Source organism: Prochlorococcus sp. MIT 0603 (assembly GCF_000760215.1).
GTDB lineage: Bacteria > Cyanobacteriota > Cyanobacteriia > PCC-6307 > Cyanobiaceae > Prochlorococcus_E.
Genome location: NZ_JNAW01000001.1, coordinates 187,977 through 212,944 on the forward strand (window position 1 = coordinate 187,977; position 24,968 = coordinate 212,944).

25 protein-coding genes are annotated in these 24,968 nt (G+C 38.0%); 5 read left to right on the plus strand and 20 right to left on the minus strand.

The window, feature by feature from the left end; all coding sequences use genetic code 11:
• Positions 1-41 precede the first annotated feature (41 nt).
• On the plus strand, positions 42-1,655 hold the full coding sequence (locus tag EV07_RS00965; RefSeq protein WP_036931440.1) for an ABC transporter ATP-binding protein: 1,614 nt from the start codon (positions 42-44) through the stop codon (positions 1,653-1,655).
• Positions 1,656-1,664: 9 nt separating this feature from the next.
• Here EV07_RS00965 and EV07_RS00970 read toward each other — a convergent pair whose 3' ends face one another.
• Both EV07_RS00970 and ylqF read right to left on the minus strand, forming a co-directional pair.
• The gene (locus EV07_RS00970; protein WP_036916476.1) at positions 1,665-2,621 is read right to left on the minus strand and encodes an RluA family pseudouridine synthase; all 957 of its coding nucleotides are present in this window, start codon (positions 2,619-2,621) and stop codon (positions 1,665-1,667) included.
• Positions 2,621-3,484, minus strand: coding sequence for a ribosome biogenesis GTPase YlqF (gene ylqF, locus EV07_RS00975; RefSeq protein ID WP_036916477.1), 864 nt, complete (start codon positions 3,482-3,484; stop codon positions 2,621-2,623). The genes EV07_RS00970 and ylqF overlap by 1 nt, the downstream gene beginning before the upstream one ends.
• A gap of 341 nt (positions 3,485-3,825) precedes the next feature.
• Between ylqF and EV07_RS00980 the strand changes: the two genes are divergently transcribed.
• Complete coding sequence (locus tag EV07_RS00980; protein WP_036916478.1) at positions 3,826-5,034, plus strand: phosphoglycerate kinase; 1,209 nt, start codon at positions 3,826-3,828, stop codon at positions 5,032-5,034.
• 16 nt (positions 5,035-5,050) lie between these two features.
• Here EV07_RS00980 and EV07_RS00985 read toward each other — a convergent pair whose 3' ends face one another.
• A complete protein-coding gene (locus EV07_RS00985) occupies positions 5,051-5,809 on the minus strand; it encodes a hypothetical protein (protein ID WP_036916479.1) in 759 nt (252 codons plus the stop codon).
• A 56-nt stretch (positions 5,810-5,865) separates the two neighbouring features.
• Here EV07_RS00985 and EV07_RS00990 point away from each other — a divergent pair, with 56 nt between their 5' ends.
• Positions 5,866-6,939, plus strand: coding sequence for a UDP-N-acetylglucosamine--N-acetylmuramyl-(pentapeptide) pyrophosphoryl-undecaprenol N-acetylglucosamine transferase (locus EV07_RS00990; protein ID WP_036916480.1), 1,074 nt, complete (start codon positions 5,866-5,868; stop codon positions 6,937-6,939).
• Here the strand turns inward: EV07_RS00990 and EV07_RS00995 are convergent.
• The 11 genes from EV07_RS00995 to gloA all read right to left on the minus strand — a co-directional run bounded on the left by EV07_RS00995 (position 6,920) and on the right by gloA (position 16,530).
• Complete coding sequence (locus tag EV07_RS00995) at positions 6,920-8,047, minus strand: pyridoxal phosphate-dependent aminotransferase (protein ID WP_152557501.1); 1,128 nt, start codon at positions 8,045-8,047, stop codon at positions 6,920-6,922. The two genes, EV07_RS00990 and EV07_RS00995, sit on opposite strands and share 20 nt — an antisense overlap.
• Complete coding sequence (locus tag EV07_RS01000) at positions 8,038-9,216, minus strand: quinone-dependent dihydroorotate dehydrogenase (RefSeq protein ID WP_036916481.1); 1,179 nt, start codon at positions 9,214-9,216, stop codon at positions 8,038-8,040. The genes EV07_RS00995 and EV07_RS01000 overlap by 10 nt, the downstream gene beginning before the upstream one ends.
• A complete protein-coding gene (locus EV07_RS01005) occupies positions 9,206-9,706 on the minus strand; it encodes a ribonuclease H family protein (protein ID WP_036916482.1) in 501 nt (166 codons plus the stop codon). The genes EV07_RS01000 and EV07_RS01005 overlap by 11 nt, the downstream gene beginning before the upstream one ends.
• Before the next feature lie 76 nt (positions 9,707-9,782).
• The gene (gene rplL / locus EV07_RS01010) at positions 9,783-10,175 is read right to left on the minus strand and encodes a 50S ribosomal protein L7/L12 (protein WP_036916483.1); all 393 of its coding nucleotides are present in this window, start codon (positions 10,173-10,175) and stop codon (positions 9,783-9,785) included.
• Positions 10,176-10,231: 56 nt separating this feature from the next.
• Entirely contained in the window at positions 10,232-10,759 is a 528-nt protein-coding gene (gene rplJ / locus EV07_RS01015) for a 50S ribosomal protein L10 (protein WP_036916484.1), read from the minus strand.
• Between the two features lie 247 nt (positions 10,760-11,006).
• A complete protein-coding gene (gene rplA, locus EV07_RS01020; RefSeq protein ID WP_036916485.1) occupies positions 11,007-11,711 on the minus strand; it encodes a 50S ribosomal protein L1 in 705 nt (234 codons plus the stop codon).
• A gap of 81 nt (positions 11,712-11,792) precedes the next feature.
• Positions 11,793-12,218: a 50S ribosomal protein L11 gene (rplK, locus tag EV07_RS01025; RefSeq protein WP_036916734.1), complete on the minus strand. Its 426-nt coding sequence runs from the start codon at positions 12,216-12,218 to the stop codon at positions 11,793-11,795.
• A gap of 112 nt (positions 12,219-12,330) precedes the next feature.
• Entirely contained in the window at positions 12,331-12,948 is a 618-nt protein-coding gene (gene nusG / locus EV07_RS01030) for a transcription termination/antitermination protein NusG (RefSeq protein WP_081936912.1), read from the minus strand.
• Between the two features lie 95 nt (positions 12,949-13,043).
• Positions 13,044-13,286, minus strand: a complete 243-nt coding sequence (gene secE / locus EV07_RS01035; RefSeq protein ID WP_052043801.1) for a preprotein translocase subunit SecE — start codon at positions 13,284-13,286, stop codon at positions 13,044-13,046.
• Between the two features lie 79 nt (positions 13,287-13,365).
• Entirely contained in the window at positions 13,366-16,092 is a 2,727-nt protein-coding gene (locus EV07_RS01040; RefSeq protein WP_193742682.1) for an ATP-dependent Clp protease ATP-binding subunit, read from the minus strand.
• A gap of 36 nt (positions 16,093-16,128) precedes the next feature.
• On the minus strand, positions 16,129-16,530 hold the full coding sequence (gene gloA, locus EV07_RS01045) for a lactoylglutathione lyase (RefSeq protein WP_036916488.1): 402 nt from the start codon (positions 16,528-16,530) through the stop codon (positions 16,129-16,131).
• A 145-nt stretch (positions 16,531-16,675) separates the two neighbouring features.
• On the opposite strand from gloA, the gene eno reads away from it, so the two are divergent.
• Complete coding sequence (gene eno, locus EV07_RS01050) at positions 16,676-17,974, plus strand: phosphopyruvate hydratase (RefSeq protein ID WP_036916489.1); 1,299 nt, start codon at positions 16,676-16,678, stop codon at positions 17,972-17,974.
• A 31-nt stretch (positions 17,975-18,005) separates the two neighbouring features.
• On the opposite strand, the gene EV07_RS01055 is transcribed toward eno, so the two are convergent.
• From EV07_RS01055 to EV07_RS01065, 3 genes are read right to left on the minus strand one after another with little or no spacing between them, the layout of a single operon-like run.
• A complete protein-coding gene (locus EV07_RS01055) occupies positions 18,006-19,700 on the minus strand; it encodes an ABC1 kinase family protein (protein ID WP_081936913.1) in 1,695 nt (564 codons plus the stop codon).
• Positions 19,697-20,014, minus strand: coding sequence for a hypothetical protein (locus EV07_RS01060; RefSeq protein WP_036916490.1), 318 nt, complete (start codon positions 20,012-20,014; stop codon positions 19,697-19,699). The genes EV07_RS01055 and EV07_RS01060 overlap by 4 nt, the downstream gene beginning before the upstream one ends.
• 40 nt (positions 20,015-20,054) lie before the next feature.
• Positions 20,055-20,267, minus strand: a complete 213-nt coding sequence (locus EV07_RS01065) for a hypothetical protein (protein ID WP_036916491.1) — start codon at positions 20,265-20,267, stop codon at positions 20,055-20,057.
• A 246-nt stretch (positions 20,268-20,513) separates the two neighbouring features.
• On the opposite strand from EV07_RS01065, the gene EV07_RS01070 reads away from it, so the two are divergent.
• Complete coding sequence (locus EV07_RS01070) at positions 20,514-21,470, plus strand: NAD(P)/FAD-dependent oxidoreductase (protein ID WP_036916492.1); 957 nt, start codon at positions 20,514-20,516, stop codon at positions 21,468-21,470.
• A 64-nt stretch (positions 21,471-21,534) separates the two neighbouring features.
• Here the strand turns inward: EV07_RS01070 and EV07_RS01075 are convergent, their stop codons facing one another.
• The 3 genes from EV07_RS01075 to EV07_RS01085 are packed head-to-tail and all read right to left on the minus strand — an operon-like array spanning position 21,535 to position 24,497.
• On the minus strand, positions 21,535-21,816 hold the full coding sequence (locus EV07_RS01075; protein ID WP_036916493.1) for a P-II family nitrogen regulator: 282 nt from the start codon (positions 21,814-21,816) through the stop codon (positions 21,535-21,537).
• 4 nt (positions 21,817-21,820) lie between these two features.
• Positions 21,821-22,816 carry a sodium-dependent bicarbonate transport family permease gene (locus EV07_RS01080; protein WP_036916494.1) on the minus strand — a complete coding sequence of 332 codons (996 nt, stop codon included), beginning with the start codon at positions 22,814-22,816 and terminating at the stop codon, positions 21,821-21,823.
• Between the two features lie 25 nt (positions 22,817-22,841).
• A complete protein-coding gene (locus EV07_RS01085) occupies positions 22,842-24,497 on the minus strand; it encodes a SulP family inorganic anion transporter (RefSeq protein WP_036916495.1) in 1,656 nt (551 codons plus the stop codon).
• Positions 24,498-24,968 lie beyond the last annotated feature (471 nt).

The following is a 24,968-nucleotide window of genomic DNA, read 5'->3' on the forward strand; positions in this document are numbered from 1 at the left end:
TAATTCATTTTATTCAGGCTTCAGCAGCCTTGCTAAAACTTATGCATTGTTCTCACAAGAATATCTTAAATATTAAAGATTTGAGTGTTTCATACCCGAATAGTAAAAAGTGGGTGTTGGATGAATTGAATTTAAAGCTTGAGAGGGGGGAACGCCTTGCCTTGCTGGGTAGTTCGGGATCTGGTAAAAGCACTGTTGCTAAGGTTTTATTACAAATAATCCCACCTGGCAGCCTCTACAGAGGAGAGGTTCTTCTGAATGGTCAGGATTTAATGAGATTACCTAACAATGACTTAGAGAGAGTGCGAGGTGAAATGATTGGGTTAGTTTTTCAGGATCCTGGTTCAAGACTTAATCCATTAATGACTATTGGGGAGCATCTTTTGGACACATTGCGATCACATGAGCCAAACAAAAGTCCTTCTTGGATGAGATTTAGAGCAGAAGAGTTACTGGATAAGGTAGGGATTAACCCAAGACGTTTTGATTCTTATCCGCATGAATTTAGTGGTGGAATGAGACAGCGTTTGGCGATTGCCTTGGCCATTGCCTTGAATCCACCTTTGATTATTGCTGATGAACCTACATCCAGTCTTGATGTTGCTATTGCTAATCAGATTATGGATGAATTAAGTGTTCTTTGTGATGAGCTTGGCAGCTCTCTTTTGTTAATAAGTCATGATCTTGCTCTTGCTTCCAGATGGTGTTCAAAAATGGCAATACTTGAGCAGGGAAAGATAGTGGAAGAAAGCACTAATCAAGCTTTGATAGCTTCTCCAAAATCCCTTTTAGCTAAGAGGTTAGTAACCGCAGCTATAGCTCGTGAGAAATTGATTTGTATAGCAAAACCAAATGACAAAAAAGTAATTTTAGAAGTTGATAGATTGCGTTGCTGGCATGCGTTGAGAGGCTTGCCTTGGCAGACAAATTGGATTAAAGCACTTGATGAAGTGAGCTTCTCATTGAGAGTTGGAGAAACTCTAGGAGTAGTAGGAGTATCTGGCTGTGGAAAAAGTACTTTATGTCGAGCCCTTCTGGGTTTAATACCAATTCGAGGAGGGGTGGTGAAAGTATCAGGAAGGAATCTTGCTAAAACAAAGGGGAATGCGCTAAGACTACCGAGACAGTCCTTGCAAATGGTTTTTCAAGATCCGTTTGCCTCTTTGAATCCTACAATGACTGTACTAGAGGCCATTTCGGACCCCTTTTTGATACATGACTTAGCGACAAAGTCTACTGCTAAAGAAAAATCTAGGTTTCTTTTAGAGCAAGTCGGATTAATACCTGTAGAAGATTTTCAGAACCGTTTCCCTCATCAGCTTTCAGGAGGTCAACAACAAAGAGTAGCTATTGCCCGAGCTTTAGCTTTAAACCCAGAAATTCTTATTTGTGATGAAAGTGTAAGTATGTTGGATGTTGAGATCCAGACGGAAATATTAGATTTGCTTCGCTCTTTACAAAAGAATCTTGGATTAGCAATTATTTTTATTACTCACGATTTGTCTGTTGCTAGTGCATTTTGTCATAGGATAATTGTATTGGATCAAGGAAGGATTATTGAAGAAGGACTTGCTGATGAACTAATGCGTAACCCTAAATCTCCCTTGACAATCAAACTTGTTAACTCTTCTCCACGAATTACTTCCTTGATGTAAGTGATCTATTCATTTACGTAATATTCCAAGTGTCTTTAAAAATACATCTGGTAATGGTGCTTTAAACAACATATCTTCATGTGATATTGGATGCTTTAAACCAAGATGAATTGCATGCAAGAGTTGAGTTGGAATTTTTGTAGGCAATTTTTTGCAACGGCTATATGTAGAATCCCCAAGAATGGGATGTCCTATATAAGCTGAATGCACACGAATTTGATGTGTACGCCCTGTGTCTAATTTAAAGCTTACAAGTGAATAGTCGCCGAGCCTTTCCTTTAGTTTCCAGTGAGTACAGGCGTACCTACCTGATTCATCATTGACTACTGCGTATTTTTTTCTATCAGTTGGATGACGGCCTATAGCTCCTACTATTTGTCCTGCATCGCCATCAGGAACTCCATGCACTAAAGCTAGGTATTCTCTGGAGGCGATTCGCTTTTGAATCTGTAGCTGTAGCCTTACTAAGGCTTCTTGAGTCTTTGCAACAACGATACAACCCGTAGTGTCTTTATCTAGTCGATGTACTATTCCAGGACGTAGCTTACCGTTAATACCAGGAAGGTCAGTGCAGTGATGCAATAAGCCGTTGACCAATGTTCCGCTTTTATTGCCTGGAGCAGGGTGTACTGTTAGGCCAGCAGGTTTGTTAATGATAATCAAGTGTGTATCTTCAAAAAGAATGTCTAAGGACATTTTTTCTGGTTGGAGATATGGTAGTGGTTCTGGTGGAATAACCCATAGTTGAATTTCATCCCCTGTCCTAAGAGGTGTTTTAGCTTTCCCTGCGATTCCATTAACTAGCACCAACCCATTCTCAATAAATTTTTGAATACTGGATCTACTTTGCTCTGGTCTCTGACTAACTAGCCACCTATCTAGACGCATTGGTAATGGTTTGAGGTAACGAAGTATCACTAGTTTGCCTTCTCCTTCCCCAAATGATTCTGTTTGATTGTCAAACATTATGGAAGCTCAAGAGAGATTGGCCCAATCAAGCTTTTTCGAAAATCATCTAATAGCTTTAGAGCCATGCGACTGATGTCACCTGAAGTATGTTTTTGAGCTGCATTCCTCAACCATAGATATCCATCTTTGGGGTCTGTTTCGAAATCAATTCCATAACGGGTTTGAAGAATCTCAATTGGTTTTTCTGCAAAATTTATTTTTTGTAATTCATTAAGTAATCCTAGAAATCGTATTGCTACAACTTCAACATCATATGCAGCATGACCAATGTCATCGCATAGAGCAAGTTTCAAGGCCGCCTCTTGATCTTCTAATTGGGTTGGTAATACACCAGGTGCGTCTAGTAAATCTAACTGTTGGTCTATTCGAACCCATCTTAGAGATCTCGTAACTCCGGCACGTCTTGAACTTTGTACAACCTTCTTGTTTAATAATCTATTTATTAGAGCTGACTTTCCTACATTGGGAAAACCTAGTGTTAGTGCTCGAACAGCTCTTTGGCGCATACCCCTAGATGTACGACGATTGTTCAACTCTTCACCTAGACGTATAGCTGATTCTCTGATCTTCCTTACCCCTGTTCCATCTTTGGCATTGCACCATAATACAGATTGACCTTGTTTTTTGAACCATTGATCCCAAAGTTCGAAGGCTTTCTTGGGGATCATATCTAAGCGATTAATAACAAGTAAGTGTTTTTTGTGTGTAATCCATTTTTCAAGACATGGATGCGAAGTAGCCAGAGGGATGCGAGCATCTCTAACCTCTATAACAAGATCTACTTTCTCAAGATTGACATTAAGTTGCTTTTCAGCTTTCGCTATGTGGCCTGGATACCACTGGATAATTTGATTGCTCACGGCAGAATGAATACTGAACTAAAGAGCAGTGATGAGGGATGCAGTGATTTGAATCTCTTCACTTAGAGTAATACTTACCTTGCCTTTGAAGATGACATAAGGTTTTTTTTGATATTTATCAATGAGAAGAACCTTAGATTGGGACTCTTAAAATATTGACAACTGAGCTTTTAGTTAACATTAATTTAATCCAACGCATTTATTTAGTTAGAAATTTAGTGGTTTTGCAATGGCTTTGAGGATTTATGGCTGTGGTCAGATAATTGCTCTGGCTGATAGAAAATCTGTTTGTACTGTTCTCGAGTTAGTCTCATCGGGTTTTAATATTTCAAAGGTAATCCATGGCAAAGCGTTCTCTTTCTAGTCTCGGCGTAGAGGACCTAAGTGGCAAAAGAGTTTTGGTTAGAGTTGATTTTAATGTTCCCTTAAATGATGAAGGGGGCATAACCGATGACACTAGAATTCGTGCTGCTCTCCCAACTATTGAACATTTGATAGAGAAGGAAGCAAAAGTTATCCTTGCGGCTCATTTTGGAAGGCCTAAAGGACAGGTGAATGATTCCATGCGTTTAAATCCTGTAGCTAGTCGATTGGGTCAGCTATTAGGTAAAAATGTTAATAAAACCGATAGTTGTATTGGGCCTGATGCAAAAGCAAAAATCGATGTAATGAATGATGGTGATGTTATTTTGCTTGAAAATGTTCGTTTTTTTGCTGAGGAAGAAAAGAACGATGCCAATTTTGCAAAAACATTAGCTTCTTTAGCTGAAGTGTATGTGAATGATGCATTTGGAGCAGCTCATAGAGCACATGCATCTACTCAGGGTGTTACCAAGTACTTAGCTCCAAGTGTTGCTGGTTACTTAATGGAAAAAGAACTTAAATATTTGCAAGGTGCAATTGATTCTCCTCAGCGACCTCTGGCGGCAATTGTGGGTGGTTCTAAAGTAAGCAGTAAGATTGGCGTTTTAGAGTCATTGATTGATAAGTGTGACAAGGTTTTAATTGGTGGAGGTATGATTTTTACCTTTTATAAAGCAAGAGGTTTAACAGTAGGCAAAAGCTTAGTTGAAGATGACAAGCTTGAGCTTGCTAAGTCTCTGGAAGAAAAAGCAAAAGCAAAAGGAGTTGAGTTGTTATTGCCTAGTGACGTTATTCTTGCAGATGATTTTTCACCTGATGCAAATAGTCAGTTAGCCTCGATTGATTCAATCCCAGAAGGATGGATGGGTTTAGATATAGGTCCTGAATCAGTAAAATTATTCCAGGATTCTTTAGCTGATTGTAAGACTGTTATTTGGAATGGTCCTATGGGAGTATTTGAGTTTGATAAATTTGCAAATGGTACGAACGCTATTTCAACAACATTGGCTGATTTAAGTCTAAAAGGTTGTTGCACTATTATTGGAGGAGGTGATTCAGTAGCTGCAGTTGAAAAGGCTGGATTGGCCTCCAAAATGTCTCATATTTCAACGGGTGGAGGTGCAAGTTTGGAGTTACTTGAAGGGAAAATCCTTCCAGGTGTTGCTGCTTTAGATGATCAGAATTGATTGCAGATACGATCTTCTAGGGATAAATAATTTGTGGCAATAATTCTTTAGGATCTGATACTACTCTTACCATTTTAGTTATGGATATTAGTCCTTCAGGGTGAGCTAATAAAGCCCCCCATCTTTGTTCGCCAGCTTTGATAGGGGCTCTAGTTGATTTGAATATCCCTCCTGAACCCATTGGGATTAGTTCTATAGCTTGATTATTATTCTTTGCTTTACTTTTCTGGGTTAAAGAGATTATACCTCCTGCAATTATTGAGCTTCCTAAAGGCTTCTCAAGTATTATGTCTATATCATATTTACTACCAGTTAGAACTGCATCTGGAATATTGATATTTACATTTAACAAGTTTTTCCCAGTTTTCAAAATTGAATAATCACTTAGAATTTTTTTGCTTACTATCTTTCCACTATCCTCAATAACTACAATCTCTTTTTGTGACATTAAGCTATATTTATGATCACCTTTTTCTTTGTCCCCACTCACTATGATTTTAATAAAATTTTGATTACTTCCTTTCTTTTTAATAGGCTTGATTTCCCACTTAGCATTTGGAAAATTCTTAATAAACTGATCATACTCTTCAACAATATCCTTAGCTATTTCTTCCGAAAGGAAAGTAAATAATTCTCTTTTTTTATTAGTATTTAGAGAATTTTGTAGCCTCTCGCTAAGGATTTCAATCTCTGCAGCTTGCAACAAACCGCAAGGAACAAAAGTTAATAGGATAAACAACCCTAAAGAAAAAATAGATTTCAAAGTTTTTTGCATTTCAGACTTGCTTGAGTTACTTATAACTTAATTGTAAGTACGGCTAGGGATCCTTCATGCCTAGGCTTTTAATTGCTGCAAGCGGCACGGGAGGTCATATCTTCCCTGCACTTTCTGTATGTAATGCATTACCAGGTTCATGGGACATAAGTTGGCTTGGCGTCCCTAATCGTCTTGAGAGTGAAGTGGTCCCAGCCAAGTTTGAAATGACAAAAATCCCTATTGAAGGTTTGCAAGCCAATAAAGGAATTAAAAAAATTGTTCAAATCATTAAATTGATTGCGTCTACATTTTTTGTAATTCGTTTACTTCGAAGGAAAAATATTGAAACAGTTTTTACTACAGGTGGTTATATTGCTGCGCCTGCGATTATTGCTGCAAAGTTGTGTGGGATTTCTGTGATTTTGCATGAGTCCAATGCTTTCCCTGGAAAATCCACACGTTTATTGGGAAGACTTTGCAGTCAAGTTGCACTTGGATTGCCAAATGCAGCTAAGGACTTGAAGAATTGCAGGATATGCTTTACAGGCACTCCAGTGAGGGCAGAATTCTTAATTGATAATCCTTTGCCATCTTGGGTTCCCAAAGGAGTAGGGCCATTAATCGTGGCGATGGGGGGGAGTCAAGGAGCTGTTGGTTTAAATAGTATGGTAAGAAAGAATGTTCCTTGGTTATTAGGACAAGGATGTCGAATAGTCCTTATTACAGGCAAGAATGATGAAAAATCTGAATTTTTCGATAAGAACTTTGTAGAAAAGGAATTTACTCATGAAATCCCTGGTTTATTACAGCATGCTGATTTAGTGATTAGCAGATCAGGAGCAGGTGCTCTAACCGAACTTGCTATATGTAATGCACCCACAATTTTTGTTCCTTATCCGTATGCGGCAGACAATCATCAAGATTACAATGCTGCTTATGCGGCAGAATTTGGTGCAGCAGTCATAGTTCATCAAAATACTGCTGGACACAAATCTTTGCGAAGAGCATTAAATACTTTGCTAAACAGTTATTTTTCTTCTAGAGATATGCAGAGTGATTTGCTTGCCAAGATGAGAGAAGGTATGAAAAAGATTGCTATTAGAGATGCTCATCTACAGCTCGTTGACGTTATTCAAAATCACGGTTAATGACTTCTTGCATTGCTTTTATTATTGTGCGATTGCTTGATTTTTCCTGCAGACTGATTCGTAACCAGTTATCTCCTAGTCCTTGAAAGGATCTGCAATCTCTTAATAAGATTTGTTTTTGAGCAAGTTCTTCACGAAATCTTAAAAGTGAAGTATTGCTTTCGATTAGTTGAAAATTTGTTGATGATGGGTGAGCAATTAATCCAGAAAGCCTTTCTAGATTCTCTTGAAGCCAAGATCCTTCCTGTTCTATCCACTTTTGGACTTTAACGATCTGACGCCGTAAAGGCCCTTCTTCAGTCATAAGCATTATTCCTAATGCTATTGCTAATCCATTTAGAGGCCATGGATCCCTCCATGCTTGCCATTGTTCAAGTCGTTTGGCTGAACTAATGGCATACCCTAATCGTAAACCTGCTATTGAAAAAAGTTTAGTAAGACTTCTAAGAACAACAAGATTTGGGTAGTCAGGAACTAATGGGATCAGTGATTCTTTTTCCCCATTAGGTACTAGTGGAAGAAATGCTTCGTCGCAGATCACTAGGCTATGTGTTCTAAGCAGAACTTCTAAAGAATTGAGGCTCCAAGATTGTCCTGTAGGATTGTGAGGGTTGGTAATCCATATGACGTTCTTAGATGGTGGCAAGGGAAATGATTGAGGAAAGTTGGAATTCCATTTCAAAGGAAGAGGTGAATATATATATTGAGCATTCCAACATTCCAAGGCTCTTTTGTAATCAGAAAACCCTGGCGAGGGCAATATGCTAACTCCTGTTCTTGCTGCATCACGCCCGGCCCACGTGATCAATTCTGATGCCCCGTTGCCAGGTAAGACCATAGAAGCTTTGACACTATGATAATGAGCTATTGCCTCTCTTAAGGCTGAATGGTTGCGGTCCGGGTAAAACCTAATCTGTTCACTATGTAGGGATTGTATTAATGTATGACGTAGGTATGGAGGTAATGGGAATGGAGTCAAGGAAGCACTTGCGTCAATTATAGAATTTATATCCACTCCTAATCTTCTTGCTTCTTGTTCAAGGTTTCCACCATGTTTCAACATATTGCTGTTAGATATGTCCTTTGAAGGACAATTTGCTAAATCCATGGCAATTCACTGCCAACGGCCTCTTCGATGCTTTGAAGTCCATGTCGATTGAGCTGAGAAGTTAAGCCTTTGAGAATATTTGGAACTAATATGGGACCTTGGAAAATCCACCCTGTATATACCTGGATTAGTGATGCGCCAGCGGTAATACGCTGCCATGCACTTTCGGGGGAGTCAATCCCTCCTACGCCAATGAGAGTCAAGTCCTTTCCAGCACTTTTTCTAAGTAATTTCATTATTTCAACAGCTCTATTACGTAGTGGGTTTCCGCTAAGACCACCATCTTCTAGGCTTAGGGGGTTCCCAGTTCGAGTGATGATTCTATTCTCTAGACCTAGTCGGTTGAGACTAGTGTTAACCGCTATAATCCCCGCTAAGCCCTCTTGATAGGCTACTTCCACAAGATTATCTATTTGATCATTGTCTATATCTGGCGCAATTTTGGCCAATAGAGGCGGGCAGGAGGGAATACGCCGGAGTCGTTTGATTAATCGACTTAATTGATGTGAATCTTGTAATTTCCTTAGCCCTGGGGTGTTTGGAGAACTTACGTTGATTACTGCATAGTCAGCAAATACTGAGAGTATTTCAAGAGAAGAAGCGTAATCATCTGCTGCTTGTTCAAGAGGGGTTACTTTTGATTTTCCAAAATTAAGACCGATAATTGATGCTCTACTGCCAGGTGGTGGAACTTTTTGTTTTTCTAGTGTTTTTTTCATTTGCTTAGCACCATTATTATTAAAGCCCATACGATTTAAAGCGGCTTTTTCTTTGGAAAGTCGAAAAAGCCTAGGCTTCGGATTGCCTAACTGCGCATGCCAAGTTACTGTCCCAAGTTCTGTAAACCCAAAACCAAAGTTATTCCAAATAGAAGCTGCAATACCATCCTTATCAAAACCTGCCGCAAGACCTATGGGATTCTTAAAGTTACACCCAAATAAGTTTTGTTCTAATTTAATATCTGCAAAACTTAGTTCTTTAGCTAAAGATGTTAATGCATGCGAAACTCCTGGCCAATCTTTATAAAGAGATGCTTGTCGCAGGCTATGAAGGGTAAGTTGAGTTAAGTTCTCTGCATCTATTCCTTCATCATTAGCTAATATTGGACCAAGAAATTGCTTGTATAAATATTGACTTGAGAAAAATTTTGGTTGTGACTTATTTTCCATTTTGTTGCTTGTCATAATCACATTGAAGTTTTATCGCAATTTTTTTTGAAAAGCACACAGCGATATAATCGACTCTTTCATTGTCTGGATCACCATTATGTCCTTTGACATATTGAAAAGATACATCTAATAGGCGAGAGTTATCTAACTCTTTCCATAGATCTTCATTTAGTACTTGTTTCCCATTAGATTTTTTCCATCCTTTTTTCTTCCATCCTGTCATCCAATTTTCAAATCCATCAATTAAATATTTGCTATCTGTTTTAATTTTAAGATTTGGATGCCTCTCTAGATCCCTTAGTTTTTTTAATACTTCTAGCCCAGCTTTGAGTTCCATACGATTATTCGTTGTTTTAGGTTCAAAGCCACCTAATTCTTCAATGCAACCATCTTCAAAATGGATTAGTGCCCCCCATCCTCCTGGACCAGGATTGCCACTACAAGCACCATCAGTTGCTGCTGCTATTGCCCGCCCATGTCTATTAATCATTTGAAAAAAAGAGCCGGTCGTTTAGACCGGCGTAATTTAGAGGGTTTGATTATTCTTGCTGAAGAATAGATGGATATTACTTCAGGCTTACTTTACCTCCAACTTCCTCTATGGCTTTTTTGAGGGCCTCAGCTTCATCTTTAGAAGCTCCTTCCTTGATGGTTTTCGGAGCTGCTTCGACCATTGCTTTTGCATCTCCAAGGCCTAAACCAGTAGCATTACGAACTTCTTTTAATACCTTGATTTTAGCAGAAGCATCGAAGCTTTCGAGTACAACATCAAATTCGGTTTTTTCTTCAGCAGCAGCTTCGCCACCACCACCGCCAGCACCTGGTGCTGCCATTACGACACCAGCAGATGGTGCTGCTGAAACCCCAAAGGCCTCTTCTATTTGTTTAACAAGCTCAGAGGCTTCTAGCAAGGAAAGAGTTTTGAGTGACTCAAGAATCTCGTCTGTTTTTGAAGACATGATTGTAATTCAACAAGTATTTAGGGAGAAAAAGATTTAGTCGAAGATTGAGCTAATTAGCTTTCGCTATTCTCAGCATGTTGATTAAGCGATCTAACAAGACCAGAAGGAACTTCATTAATACCAACAGCAATCTTGGCTGTGATGGAATTTAATGCCCCTGCAATTTGTGCCATAAGTACTTCTTTTGAAGGTAGAGCAGCAATTGCATTGATTTCATCCTGAGTTAGAAGTTTGCCTTCAAAAAGGCCTCCTTTCGTCTCGGACTTTTTAGTTTCTTTTTGGAATGTTTGTACGGCTTTTAGGGCACTACCCACATCGCCTTTTACAAGAACGAATGCATTTGTCCCAGTTAAGAGTGATTCAAGGCCTGACCAAGACGAATTTCCATTAATAGCTTTACGCATCAAAGTGTTTTTAGTCACTTTGCAAATGCCACTGCTTGCTTCTAAACGAGCACGCAGATCGGACATTTCTTTAATGGATAAGCCCTTGTAATCAAGAACTAAAGCCATTTCAGCTTCATCGAGGAGGCCTTTAATCTCTTCGACAATTTGTTTTTTGCTCTCCAGCGTGCGGCCCATAGTAATTGGATCGAATCGGGGGAAGAAGCCGGACACACGGCCGAATTTATCTCAATATTTATAAGAGATTCGAGGCCGCTGTCGATTCAATCCAGAGTTGGAAAATCTTTGCGTCTACCTCGGCAGGCTTTATATGACTTTCTCAACAAAAATTGATTTTGAAGAAAAAATTACTACCTGCTGTCTTTGGCCGGGCGCATGCCCGTTTGGTGTCAACCAATGAGTTAAACATACACTAAAGAGGTGCTTATTCTTCTTTGCTGTCTTGTAAAGCAGTAATATCAATTTCTATGGAAGGACCCATGGTTGAAGAGATATAAAGACTTTTCCAGTAACGACCTTTGGATCCACTGGGTTTATTGCGATCGATTGTTTCGTGCAAGACTTTTAGGTTTTCTAAAAGATCTTCTGCAGAAAAGCTTGCTTTACCAAAACGTACATGAACAATTCCTGCTCGATCAGCTCTGAATTCAAGTTTTCCAGCTTTAAACTCTTTAATTGCACCATCTAAGTCTGTAGTAACTGTTCCTGCTTTAGGGTTTGGCATTAAACCTCTAGGTCCAAGCACTCGTCCTAACTTCGCTACTTTAGGCATCATGTCAGGAGTTGCTATAAGGAGATCGAAGTTCATTTCTCCTTTATTAATTGAATCAATAAGATCTTCTTCACCAGCCAAGTCTGCACCTGAAGCGGTTGCTTCACTTACTTTTTCGCCTTTTGCTATAACGGCAATTCGTATTTTTTGCCCAGTACCCTTTGGTAATGCAACTGTTGTCCTGAGTTGTTGGTCAGTATATTTTGGATCTATACCTAATCGAGCATGAGCTTCTATCGTCTCATCAAATTTAGCGTTTGCAGTTTCCTTTACTAATTTGATTGCTTCGATAGGTAAATAAGACTTTGCCTCAACCTTTGAGGTAAGGCTAGCCATTCTTTTTGAGATTTTTGTCATGGGTTTTTGGGGTTATTGCGACAAGGATGTCTCCCCCTGATAATTGATAAAAGTCTACTTTGAAGGAGATCGAGAAGAGAGTTACTTATTTATGGAAACGCCCATATTTCGAGCAGTCCCTTCAATTACTTTCATTGCTGATTCAATGCTATTGCAATTGAGATCAGGCAATTTTGTTTTAGCGATTTCTTCAAGTTGAGCACGGTTAATACTACCTACTTGACCCTTGGCTGAGTCTCCAGAACCTTTTGAAATACCTGCAGCTTTTGTAATTAAAACTGAGGCTGGAGGGGTTTTAGTTATGAAGGTGAAACTTCTATCTTCAAATACAGAAATTTCTACAGGTATAACAAACCCTGCTTTTTCTTGTGTTCTTGCATTGTATTCTTTGCAAAAAGCCATGATATTTACACCATGTTGTCCTAGAGCAGGTCCAACTGGTGGCGCTGGATTAGCTTTGCCAGCCTGAAGGGCTAACTTGATAACAGCAACAATTTTCTTTGCCATATTTATTGAAAATGATGAATTACGAAATGCCTTGATAAAGGAAAGCTTCGAAAAGGTTTTAGTAAACCTACTTGTTTGTCTGCCCATACATTATGCATGAGCAATGAATCAGTTAGTTCTGTTTACTGATCTGAGAGAATTCTAGTTCTACAGGAGTTTCTCTTCCAAAGATTGAAAGAAGCGCCTTCAATTTGTTTCGCTCACCTGAAACTTCTATAACTTCTCCCTGGAAATCTTTGAAAGGCCCTGAAGTTACAATGATTTGATCTCCTTCAGCCAAATCGAGCTTAACCACAGTTTTCTTCTCAGCTGCTCGTTTGAAAATCCTATTGACTTCTTGGCGACTAAGTGGCCTTGGCTTGATATGACCTCTACCTCTTCCAGTTGCTCGTCGGTCTTCAGCTCCAACAAAATTAATAACGTTAGGAGTACTTCGAACTGCCATCATTGTGTCTTCATCCAAAATCATGCGAACTAGGACATAACCAGGGAAGACTTTCTCTTCAGTAGATTGTCGACTCCCATCTTTTTTTAGTTTTACAGCAGGTGTTTGAGGTATTTCGATTTCTAGGATTCTAGTACTAACACCTAGTGTTACTGCTCTTTGCTCAAGGGTAGCTTTTACTTTCTTTTCACAACTTGATGCAACTTGAATTGCATACCAACGAGCAATAGATGTATTACCAGATAAATTTGGCTCCTCTCCTGATGAAGGAATAATAGGATCCATCACCTTGTTAGGTTCTTGGGGTGTGGGATCAATTTCTGACACGTTTAAATTAAAAATAGATGAGTGAAATGGAAAGGTGTTGAAACTTTATTGATTCAACGGAAGATGAGTGATGCTCCCCAGCCGAAAAAACGACTGACAGAAGCTATTAATGCTGCAGATAGAGTAACCATAAGGATGACTGCGATTGATTCGCTAAATAGTTGTTGACGGCTTGGCCATACAACTAGCTTTAATTCATCAATAGTAGAGCCAAGAAAACCTTTTTTGGGAGTCGGTTTATTCTCGCCTTCAGGTGTGATTGGATTTGGTGTCTCTTGAGGAGTTGAACTGGTCACTTTATATAAGCTTGAGGAAGTGATCCCTTTTAAGCTATTGATTATATATAAATAATAGATTATATAGCGAAGATAAGTATTATTGTTCAGGAGAAAATTCTAATGATTTTGGGCTTTCCTTAGAAGCTCTAACGCGTATTGCTTTAGTCCCAAGGAACTCGTTCTCTAATATTTTTGTTGCTAGAGGGTTCTCTATGCGACGTCTGATGATTCGTCTTAGTGGTCTTGCACCATATTCAGGTTCATATGCTTCAAGAGCAAGAGTTTCAATTGTAGTAGTGTCTATACGAAGTTCTAAACCTTGTTCGGCTAATAATTTTGAGAGATCGGCTAATTGAAGCTGGATTATTTGTTTGAGATCATTTTTTGAAAGTGGCTGGAAACGGATCACTTCATCAATTCGATTTAAAAATTCAGGTCGAAAATTCTTACCAAGCTCAATATCAATACTATCTGTGAGTTTTGCTTCTAATTCTTTCTTATCAAAATCATTAGTTTGAAATAATTTTGCATTTTTTAAAATTTCTCTGCTTGCTAGATTACTTGTCATGACTAGTACTGTATGCCTGAAATCAATTGTTCTACCTTGAGAGTCTGTTAAACGGCCATCATCTAACACTTGTAAAAGGATATTGAATACTTCTGGGTGAGCTTTTTCTACTTCATCTAATAAAAGAACTGAATAAGGGCGTCTTCTAATTGCTTCTGTCAGTTGCCCCCCCTGTTCATATCCCACATATCCAGGAGGAGCGCCAATTAATCGTGCTACTGCATTGCGCTCCATGAATTCACTCATGTCTAGTCTTACTAGTGCTTCTGACTCATCAAACAAAGAAGCGGCAAGAGTTTTGGCAAGTTCTGTTTTACCTACTCCTGTTGGTCCTAGAAAAAGAAAAGATCCAATAGGTCTTCGACTATCCTTCATGCCAGCACGTGCTCTTTTTATTGCTGCAGCAACTGCTTTAACAGCTTGTGTTTGACCAATGACTTTTTCTGATAAATCATTTTCTAGTTCTAATAACTTTTGCCTTTCATCAGCAAGGACTTTATTGACTGGTATCCCTGTCCAACGAGCCACTATATCTGCAATATCGTCGGACTCGACTTCATTTTTTATAAGTGCTTTTCCCTGAATTTTTAACTCTTTTAAAGTTTTCTCGATATCAATAAACTTTCTTTGTAAGAAATGAAGATCATTGAATTGAAGTTTTGCAGCTTCTTCTAAATCACCATTTTCCTCAGCCTCAGTAATTAAAAAATTAATATCTTTTTCTTCTTTAGAGAGATCATTTAATTCATCTATAATTTCTTTTTGATGATTCCATTCCTCAATTAGTTCACTTAGCTTTCTCTCTAGAAAGTACTTTTGAGATCTAATTTCTTCAGTTTTATCTTCAGACTTTACAGGATTATTTTCACCCAAGTCTATTTGAATTTTTTCAAGATTTGATTCAGCTTCTTCAATTGCTTTAGGTTTAGATGTTAGTTCCATTCTTATTTGAGCAGCAGCTTCATCAATAAGATCGATTGCTTTATCTGGCAAACAGCGATCACTGATATATCTATCAGCTAAACAATTTGCTGTTATTAAAGCCTCATCGGAAATTTTTACTTTGTGGTGATTTTCATATCGCTCTTTAACACCTCTTAAAATTTCAATGCTTAAGTCTATAGAAGGCTCTTTAATATTAACCTTTTGGAATCTTCTGTTAAGAGCTTGATCCTTCTCAATGGTTTGACGATAGTTCTCTGGTGTAGTTGTACCAATGCATCTAATCTCTCCATTAGCAAGAACAGGTTTTAATAAGTTTCCTGCATCTGTAGTTGATCTCTCGTTGCTAAGAATTGTATGTATTTCATCGATAAATAAAACAACACCTGTATTAGTATTACTTGCTTCTTTTAATACAGCCCTTAATCTTTCTTCAAATTGCCCTCTAAATTTCGTTCCTGCTATTAAAGCTCCTATATCAAGTGAAATTAGCTTTAAACCCTTCATTGAATCTGGAACTTCTCCTTTAATTATTTTTTGTGCTAATAACTGAGCCATTGCTGTTTTCCCAACTCCAGGAGATCCAATGAGCACAGGATTATTTTTACTTCTTCGAGATAATACTTTCATTGTTAGATGTAATTCATCATCCCTCCCAATGACAGGATCGAAGTCACCAGAATTGGCTGCCAAGGTAAGATCTTTACCATAGATTTCTAAGGCATTAGGTTCTTTTTCAATAATTAAAGCCTTTTCAGAATTATTTATCTTAGGTTCAATAAAGTTACTTTTATCATTATTTGATAATCCATCTTTATTAGTAGAATTTACAGTTTTATAGTTAGATTTATTAATTATATTGTCTTTGGTTAATTTAGGTAACCGCCTTAGTTCTCCCTCTAATATTTCGCTTGTTAATCCAAACTCTTTGAAAAGTTCATTACCAATTCTATTGTCTCTACCTAGTGCAATAAGTAAGTGGGATATTTCTATATAATTTGACCCCCATCTTTTACGGAAACTATTTGCAGTATCTAGTAGTATTTCAAGATCCTCACCTATAAACAATTGATCTGAATCTGTTGTTTCTATTCCTGCAAGAAACCCTTCCAGTTTATCTAGGAGATCAGAGTCATTGATAGGTATTGCTTGAATAATATTTCTGTACTTTTCTTCACTAAAAAGTATTTGAAGAATGTGTTCTATATCTAAATACTCATGTCTCCATCGACGAGCTTCTATTTCACTTGCAAGTAATAGATTCCATGCGTCTTCACTAAAATGATCAGGATTTGATGTAAGACTTTGTTGCATTGATTTAGATCTGATTGTCTGAATAAAGATTTTGAATCAGTTTTGGAGATCCCTTGAGGAGATATTAATTAATTCAATTTTGTAGCCATCTGGGTCTTCGATGAAAGCAATAATTGTTTTCCCATGTTTCATGGGACCAGGTTGACGAATAACTGTCCCACCATTCTTTTCAATAAATGTGCAAGTTTCATAAATATTTTCAACACCTAAAGCGATATGACCAAAACCATTACCTAATTGATAACTCGAAGTATCCCAATTGTGAGTAAGCTCAAGCACGGTTGAATTGCTTTCAGCGCCATAGCCAAGAAATGCCAGAGTAAATCGTCCATTGGGGTAATCTTTTTGTCTTAAAAGCTTCATGCCTAATGTTTTGGTGTAAAACCGAATGGATTTTTCCAGATCCCCGACACGAAGCATGGTATGAAGTATTTGCATGTTTAAGCAACTCTTTCTCTTAAGTTATCTCTATTTTGCTTGGTATTTACAGTTTTAAGAAAGCTGTCAAATCCCAGAACCCTAAAATAATGGAAGTCAAAGGCCCTTGAAAATCATAAGATCTAGTAAAGCCTAATTTTCTAACGTGATTGATTCTTTGGATTTAGTGATTGATACCATCTTTGCAAGAGAAGTACTTGATTCGAGGGGTAACCCCACAGTTGAGGCTGAAGTTTTACTTGAGGGGGGCGCTAAAGGTAGAGCGATTGTTCCAAGTGGAGCGAGTACAGGTGCTTATGAAGCTCATGAATTACGAGATGGTGGTGATCGATATATGGGGAAGGGTGTAAGGAAAGTTGTTGAAAACATTGAGGAACGTATAGCTCCATCTCTTTGTGGTTTGCCTGCTTCTGATCAAGTAACTATCGATAACATAATGAAAGAACTGGATGGCACTGAAAATAAATCCAATCTTGGAGCAAATGCCATCCTGGCCGTAAGTATTGCAGCCGCTAGATCTGCTTCTAATGCGTTGGGAATGCCGCTTTATCGCTATTTGGGGAACCCAATGTCTTCCTTATTGCCAGTTCCATTAATGAATGTGATTAATGGCGGTGCACATGCTGCAAATAATCTTGATTTTCAGGAGTTTATGTTGGTCCCTCATGGGGCTAATAATTTTCGGGAAGCTCTGCGTATGGGCGCAGAAGTTTTTCATTCATTGAAAAACTTACTTTCAGAAAAGGGTTTATCTACTGCTGTGGGAGATGAAGGTGGATTTGCTCCTAATCTCACAAGCAATAAAGCAGCTGGGGATTTGCTTATTCAAGCAATAGATACAGCTGGTTTTCTGCCAGGCGAACAAATTTCATTGGCTTTAGATGTAGCAAGTACTGAATTTTTTCAAGATGGATCTTATTGCTTTGGAACTCATAAGCTTTCTAGTCGGCAAATGATAGATGAATTGAAATCATTAGTGAATTCTTACCCAATTATCTCAATAGAAGATGGTTTAGCTGAAGATGATTGGGAAGGTTGGCAATTGTTAACTAAGGAATTAGGAAAAAATGTACAGTTAGTTGGTGATGATTTGTTTGTAACTAATTCAAGGCGATTACAAAAAGGAATTGATCAGAATATAGCCAACTCTATTTTGATTAAAGTGAATCAAATTGGTTCTTTGACAGAAACTCTAGAAGCCATAGAACTCGCAACAAGGTCAGGCTATACAAGTGTTATTAGTCATAGGAGCGGAGAAACTGAAGATACTACAATTGCTGATCTTGCAGTTGGAACAAGGGCTGGACAAATAAAAACAGGCTCTTTAAGCAGGAGTGAAAGGATAGCTAAATATAATCAATTACTTCGCATTGAAGATGAATTGGGTGCACAAGCTGTTTATGCAGGTGCTATAGGATTAGGCCCTAGAGGCTCATTTTCTTAATGATTTAAATTTGAAAATTCATTATTTTGAATTAAGTTAGCCTTTCTTTTTTATTTTCCTGAAGCCTTTCAATATTCTCATCTCTTCTTATTCTCATTTGTAGCCTTAACCATTTCAAAGTAATTGGTAAAGCTATAGCTATAGGGAATAACGCGAAGATATTTTTACCGTTGGACCCTAAAAGTGCAGCAGATATACCAAGACAACCTAATAGTATTGATTGTCCCATTGATTGTTGAGCAATAATCATTCGCCTAAGCTGTCTATCCGATTCACCTAGCCTTATTTGTAGTTGGAGGTCACCTTGCTCTAGTCTTTCGAGATTTTCATCTAGCCGTTTAGGTAGGCCTACTGCTTTGCTACCTATCTCTCCAAACTGTCTACCTATTTCATTTATTAAATCATTAGAGTTGGAATTGTTTGAAGTCATTAGAGGAATTAGGTATGGCTTTGTTATTGCTATTAGATTAAAGCTTGGATCGAGACTTCTTCCTACTCCTTCAAAAGTAGACAGAGCTCTCATGACAAAAATTAACTCAACAGGCAATCTAAATGGCTGTCCATAAACTAATTCATAAAGGTCTACAGATAGTTTTTCAATTGTCTTTGAGTCGAATGGTGGAGTAAGCCTTTCTTTTAACATTATTCGAATCAACCGTCTAACAGGACCTAAATCGATTCCTTTGGCGAGCAAGCCAGCATCTTGCAATTCTTTGACAAGCTGAGGTGCATCTTGAAGCGCTGCAGCTCTTACCATGCTTCCAATCCTATTTGTTAGCCTAGTTGAAAGCATTCCCATCATCCCAAAGTCATAGAAGATGAGAGAACCATCTGATGCGACTGCAAGATTCCCAGGATGAGGATCTGCATGGAAAAAACCGAATTGAATAAGTTGCTTTAAGTAACTAGATGCACCTAGCTCGGCGATCTTTGAAGGGTCGATATTGTTATTTCTTAGTTCTGACTGATCATTTATTTTGATCCCTGGAAGATAATCCAAGCAAAGAACTTTTTTTGTACTTAGTTCCCATACAACGCCTGGAACCTTGATTTTCGGCTCATCTAAGAATTGTTGACGGAACCTTGCTGCATATTGAGCCTCTATTTTGAAATCAAGTTCTTTTAATAAAACCTTTTTACATTCTTTTGCCATGGCAACCCAATCTCTTCCTTTGCTAAAAGATTTATTTTTTTGCAAGAAACCTGCTACTTGTTGCATTATTTCGAGATCAAGTTTGAATAAGCCTTCTAATCCAGGTCTCTGTACTTTGAAAATTACTTTGCGCCCACTGCTTAGGCATGCTTTATGAACTTGCGCTATTGAAGCTGCTGCAAGTGGCTTCTTATCAATATCAATGATCTCCTTGCAACGATCGCCAAGTTCTTTTTCTATGATTTCTTGTGTTTTTTCAAAACCAAAAGGTGGAACTCGATCTTGTAAATCTGCCAGCTCTATAATCCAGTTTCTTGGTAATACATCAGGTCTTGCTGAAATTAATTGCCCAAGCTTTATAAATGCAGAGCCTAGATTAATTAATTTTCTTGTTAACCACTTGGCTCTAACTTTTTGTCTACCTTGTTCATTCTTTGACGAGAAACCATTTATATAAGACCATCTTTGTGAGTCTAACCATAGATAGAATAATAATGTAAATACAGATATCCAAATTGTGATTGCACGGAAATATCTTCGTGAAAATTTCAGTAATAAGCCTTGAATTATCAATTTAATTCCTCAAGATTCTTAGTTAGGTATATAATCTTTTCCCTTATTTTACTTATGCTTTTTTGAGAAGATGAGGGTTTTTGTTTTCCTGCTATCTGGACTTCCTTTAAACTTTGTTCTTCATTGTCTAGCTCATCATAAAGCGATGCTTCTGCAATGATTTCTTTTTTGATGTCTTCCCATTCTTTTTTAATAAGATCAGGTGCATCTTTTATGAATTCGACGGTTTCTGTCGCCGAATAATTTATTGATTTTTCTAGACGAGCTTTAAGTCGTTTTACAGTAGCTCTGAATAAGGCTTCAGAGGAGTTCATTGTTGCTTCATTATTAAAATAGACTTTATAAGATTTTGATTCAATTATCTTTTTGGTGTATTGGAAAGTGTTGAAGCCAATCCCCAGAGGATGGATTTTTTATTTGTAAAGTGAGCGATTCTTTACTTGAGGCTTGAAGCCTGATCAACGCTTTTTTTGTGCCTTCATATCCTATTGCAAGAAAACCACCAAATAAAAATGGCATAATCCAGATATTTGTAATTTTCTTTAGATTGCTTTTGGTGATATTCATGCAGATTTGAGCTCATGCTAGGTAAACCTAATTCTGTGACGGGCAGTCTGAGAATGAGTATTAGGAATTTTTTAATCTTGTAGAGATATTTTTATATTTTCTATAGGAGATATATGCTTTGTATGGAGACTTTCAATGGGCTTTTCATAAAGATTGTTTAGTGCTCCTAAGACGTTCAACCTTTAGGGTCTGTTTCTTTTATGCTATTGAAAGAATATTGTTAATTTCGAAGGAGATTAAAACATCTTGGAAACAATTGAAACTGATGTAGTAATAGTCGGAGGAGGTCCTGCTGGATGTAGTTGTGCTCTTTATACTTCAAGGGCTGATTTGAAAACGGTCATTCTGGATAAAAACCCTTCTGTAGGAGCACTTGCAATTACTCATCAAATTGCTAATTACCCTGGGGTTCCAACTGATATAAGTGGGGAGAGCTTGCTGGAATTAATGCGCGACCAGGCAATACAATATGGAACTGACTATCGCCGAGCCCAGGTCTTTGGAGTAGATATTAATGGATCATGGAAAACTGTTTATACACCTGAAGGCACTTTCAAGGGCCGGGCTCTAGTCGTTGCTAGTGGTGCTATGGGAAGACCTGCTTCTTTTAAAGGAGAGGCAGAGTTCTTGGGGAGAGGAGTTAGTTATTGCGCTACTTGTGATGGAGCTTTTTATAAAGACAGAGAGGCGGCTGTTGTTGGTATGAATAAGGAAGCTATTGAGGAAGCACAGTTCCTTACAAAGTTCGCCTCAACCGTTCATTGGATTACATCCAATGACCCGAAAGAAGATGATTTGCATGCAAAAGCTCTATTGCAACATTCCAAAGTTAAGCATTGGAGTAAAACAAGGTTGATGAAAATTGAAGGTAGCGAGGCAGGCGTTACTTCAATTATTTTAAAAAAGCGTTCTGATGAAGAAACTCAATCATTACCCGTTGACGGCGTATTTGTTTATATGAGTGGCTCAAAGCCTATTACTGATTTTCTAGCAGATCAACTTGCATTAAAAGAGGATGGAGGTGTGGTAGTGGATGATTTCATGGCAACTACATCTGAAGGAGTCTGGGCTATAGGAGATATTAGAAATACACCTTTTAAGCAAGCTGTTGTAGCTGCTTCTGATGGATGTATTGCTGCTATGGCAATAGATAGATATTTGAATAGTCGGAAGTCAATACGAGTAGACTGGGTCCATTCATAAGGTATCTTCCCTTATTAGCTTAACTATTTCTAATAAATTAATATTCTACTTTTCTATTTAAAGTTTATAGCTCAATGGCTTCTGAAACATATGCAACACCACCATAATAATTAAGTATTGATTTTACATTCTCTCTTATTCGATTAATAATCTCATCATTGCAAAAGACTATTACATGGGCATTTGCGCCTAGCCCTGAAAACTCCATATCTTCTGAAACTATTGTTTCAGGACCTCTGCCTGTTGCATGCTTCATGACTGTATACCCAGGAACACCTGCATTTTCTAGGGCTGTGATTATTGCATCTAATTCTCTTTCGCTAAAAACAAGATCTAGTCGCTTCATTTATTTAGCCAGAATAAGGAATTAGTTTATTAACAAGTCCCATGTATAAGGGTATGCCTATCACAATGTTAAAAGGAAATGTTAGACCAAGTGTGGTGGAAATATAATAACTTGCTTTAGCTTCGGGAACTGTCATTCTCATGGCAGCAGGAACTGCAAGATATGATGCGCTAGCACAAAGAACAGCAAATAAGAGCGCATTTCCAGGTTCAAGTCCTAAAGCTTTGGCAACAAAAATGCCTAGAATTGAATTAAAAAGAGGCATTAGAACTGCAAAGAAAATAAGAAATGAGCCTGCTTTTCGTAAGCCTGGTAATCTCTGAGCAGCAACTATTCCCATATCTAGTAAAAAGAAGCATTCTGCACCATAGAAAAGTTTTCCTGTAAATGGTTGCATTTTTTCTACTCCTATCGGATTATGTGCAGCCGTTAAGAATCCAATGAGTAAGCTGCCTAGTAGTAAATAAACTGATCCATTAAGAACCGATTCTCTAAAGATTGTGCTTAATTCCATTTTTCTTGAATTAGGCCTATTTTTTGTGCTTGCTATCTTGACAAGTAATAAACCAACAATTATTGCGGGTGACTCCATCAATGCTAGTGCAGCAACCATGAAGCCATCAAAATGAATGTTTTGACTTTCTAAAAAGCTTTCTGCTGTAATAAAAGTAACAGCACTTATTGATCCATAGGCTGCTGCAATTGCTGCGGAATTAAATACATCAAGCTTTAACCTTAGTATTGCAAAACAAATAAGTGGAATTACTAAAGACATAGCTATTGCTGAAGTCACTGTTGGCAGGACTTGTCCTCCTAAGCCACTTTGCTCAAGCTCCATGCCTCCTTTGAACCCAATTGCAAGAAGAAGGTATAGGGAAAATAATTTTGGCAAAGGTGCTGGTATCTCTAGATCAGAACGTAAAACAACAGCAATTATTCCAAGAAAAAAGAATAAAACTGGAGGTGTTAATACATTTTGAAGTACAAGATTAGGCTCCATAAGTAATAATCTTTAGGATTCCTTTTTAAATAGATTTAAGTTCATTAAGAGCAGCTTCTAAAGCTTCTTTTCTTGTATTTAATAGGCCTTTGACACCAAATCTTGCAAGTCTATCTCTTACTCTCCCTGTAGCCCCTGCTACATAGGCTTTCCTTGAGTTTATGCTTGCTTCTTGGATCATATCCTCAATAGCAAGAGTTGCTGTAACCCCTAATCTTGGAACATCTGTGATATCTAATATAAGAATCTTATATTTTCTGATAAGCATCATTCTCTCAGTTATCCCTTTAGCTGCTCCGAAACTAAGAGGGCCTTTAAGTCTAAATAACATTACTTCTCCTTGGCAGTTGTCTAGAAGTGTTTGCTCATCATCTGGAAGTGGAAGATCTTCGCTTTTTGAATTTAATGGATTATCAGCATCCATGCCTTCCAACTGAGTTTGTGTTATTGAATCAATTGTGAGCATATTTGCTACGAAAACACCCACTAAAACTGCAGAAATCAGATCCCAGAAAACAGTCATAAAAAGCACGCCGTACATAACTACGGCTGTTTTTAGCGAAAGCCTATGTGCTCTTAAAAGAAATCCCCAGTCAATAATATCTAGACCAACTTTGATTAAAATTCCTGCAAGAAGTGCTTCGGGGATTTGTGCAGCTAAAGGCCCTGCTCCTAAGAGGACAATTAAAAGAACTATCGAATGAACCATCCCTGATAAGGGAGTGGAACCTCCAGACTTTACATTTATCACTGTTCTCATTGTTGCCCCAGCCCCTGGCAACCCTGTAAATAATCCTGCTACAGCATTACCGATTCCTTGACCTATCAATTCTCTATCAGAATTATGCCTTGTTTGAGAAATATTATCTGCCACTAAAGATGTAAGAAGTGAATCTATTGCACCTAAAGCTGCTAGAACTAAGCCTGCTTTTACAATTATTGGCGCATATTGAGTGAAACTAGGAATAGTTAGAGATGGCACCCCTTCTGGTATTTCTCCGATTCTATCTATTGCAGTTTCGCCAAAAAGAATAATAGAAATAGGAGTAACTATTAATAGTGCTAAAAGCGGAGACGGTACCCATTGACTAATTCTTCTTGGGGTTAAAAAAACTATTCCAAGAGTCATTACAGCAACACCTATTGCTGCTCCATTAGGTTCGAAATTAGATGCAACAGTTGATAGTGAAGCTATTACACCACCTTTAGTACTAATTCCAAGAAGAGGCCCAATTTGCAAACAAATAATAATTACACCAATACCAGACATAAAGCCTGAAACAACTGAGTAAGGAACAAGTGTTATGTATTTTCCAAGTTTTAAAATGCCAAAAAGAATTTGAAATAATCCACCAAGAACTACTGCCGCCATTACAAGAGGCAAGATTTCTCCAGCCGAAAGGTCTTCGGAAACTCCTGCAGCCGCAAGGGTTGCAACAACACTTGCCACCGTTACACTCATAGGCCCAGTAGGACCACTTACTTGAGCAGGTGTGCCCCCAAATAATGCTGCCAGGAAACCAACAACTACTGCGCCATATAGACCATATATTGCGCCGCCAGGACCAAGAGCAGCATTGCCAAAAGCAAGTGCTAGTGGAAGGGCAACTACTGCTGCAGTAAGTCCACCTAGAACATCACCTCGTACATTCTTTAGGTGAAAACCATGAATTAAGGACACTTTTGAGAAACTAAATTCACTTAACTCTGAGCAGCATATCTTGTTACGGGTCTTTATTGCTAAGTGTTGCCACGATTCGAGGCTACAGATACAAGGTAATTATCAATAGAAAAATACTGAGAATAGTGGATGATTTATTATAGATATTTAAGTTGAGCTATATGGGTAGGAAATTTAGACGCATTTCAAAAAAAGAATCAATGGTATCGTTTGATAAAATTTTTCACTCTGGAATTGTTACAGCCTAGGCTGAGATGGAGTGATTAGGTTGATTGTCCAACAAAATGCGTTTTTCAGGCAAAAGCCTAATATTACAAGGAAAGGTTAGCCACTGCAGAGTGGTTGTTGGGACAGTCTTTTCTTCTTTTTAGAAGATGTTATCATCGCTTTTTTCGTAAGCTCATCTACTGCTTATTAAATTCAATGATCTGCTCTCAATCGAGGCCCTAAGAATTGGATTCTCTCTGCTTG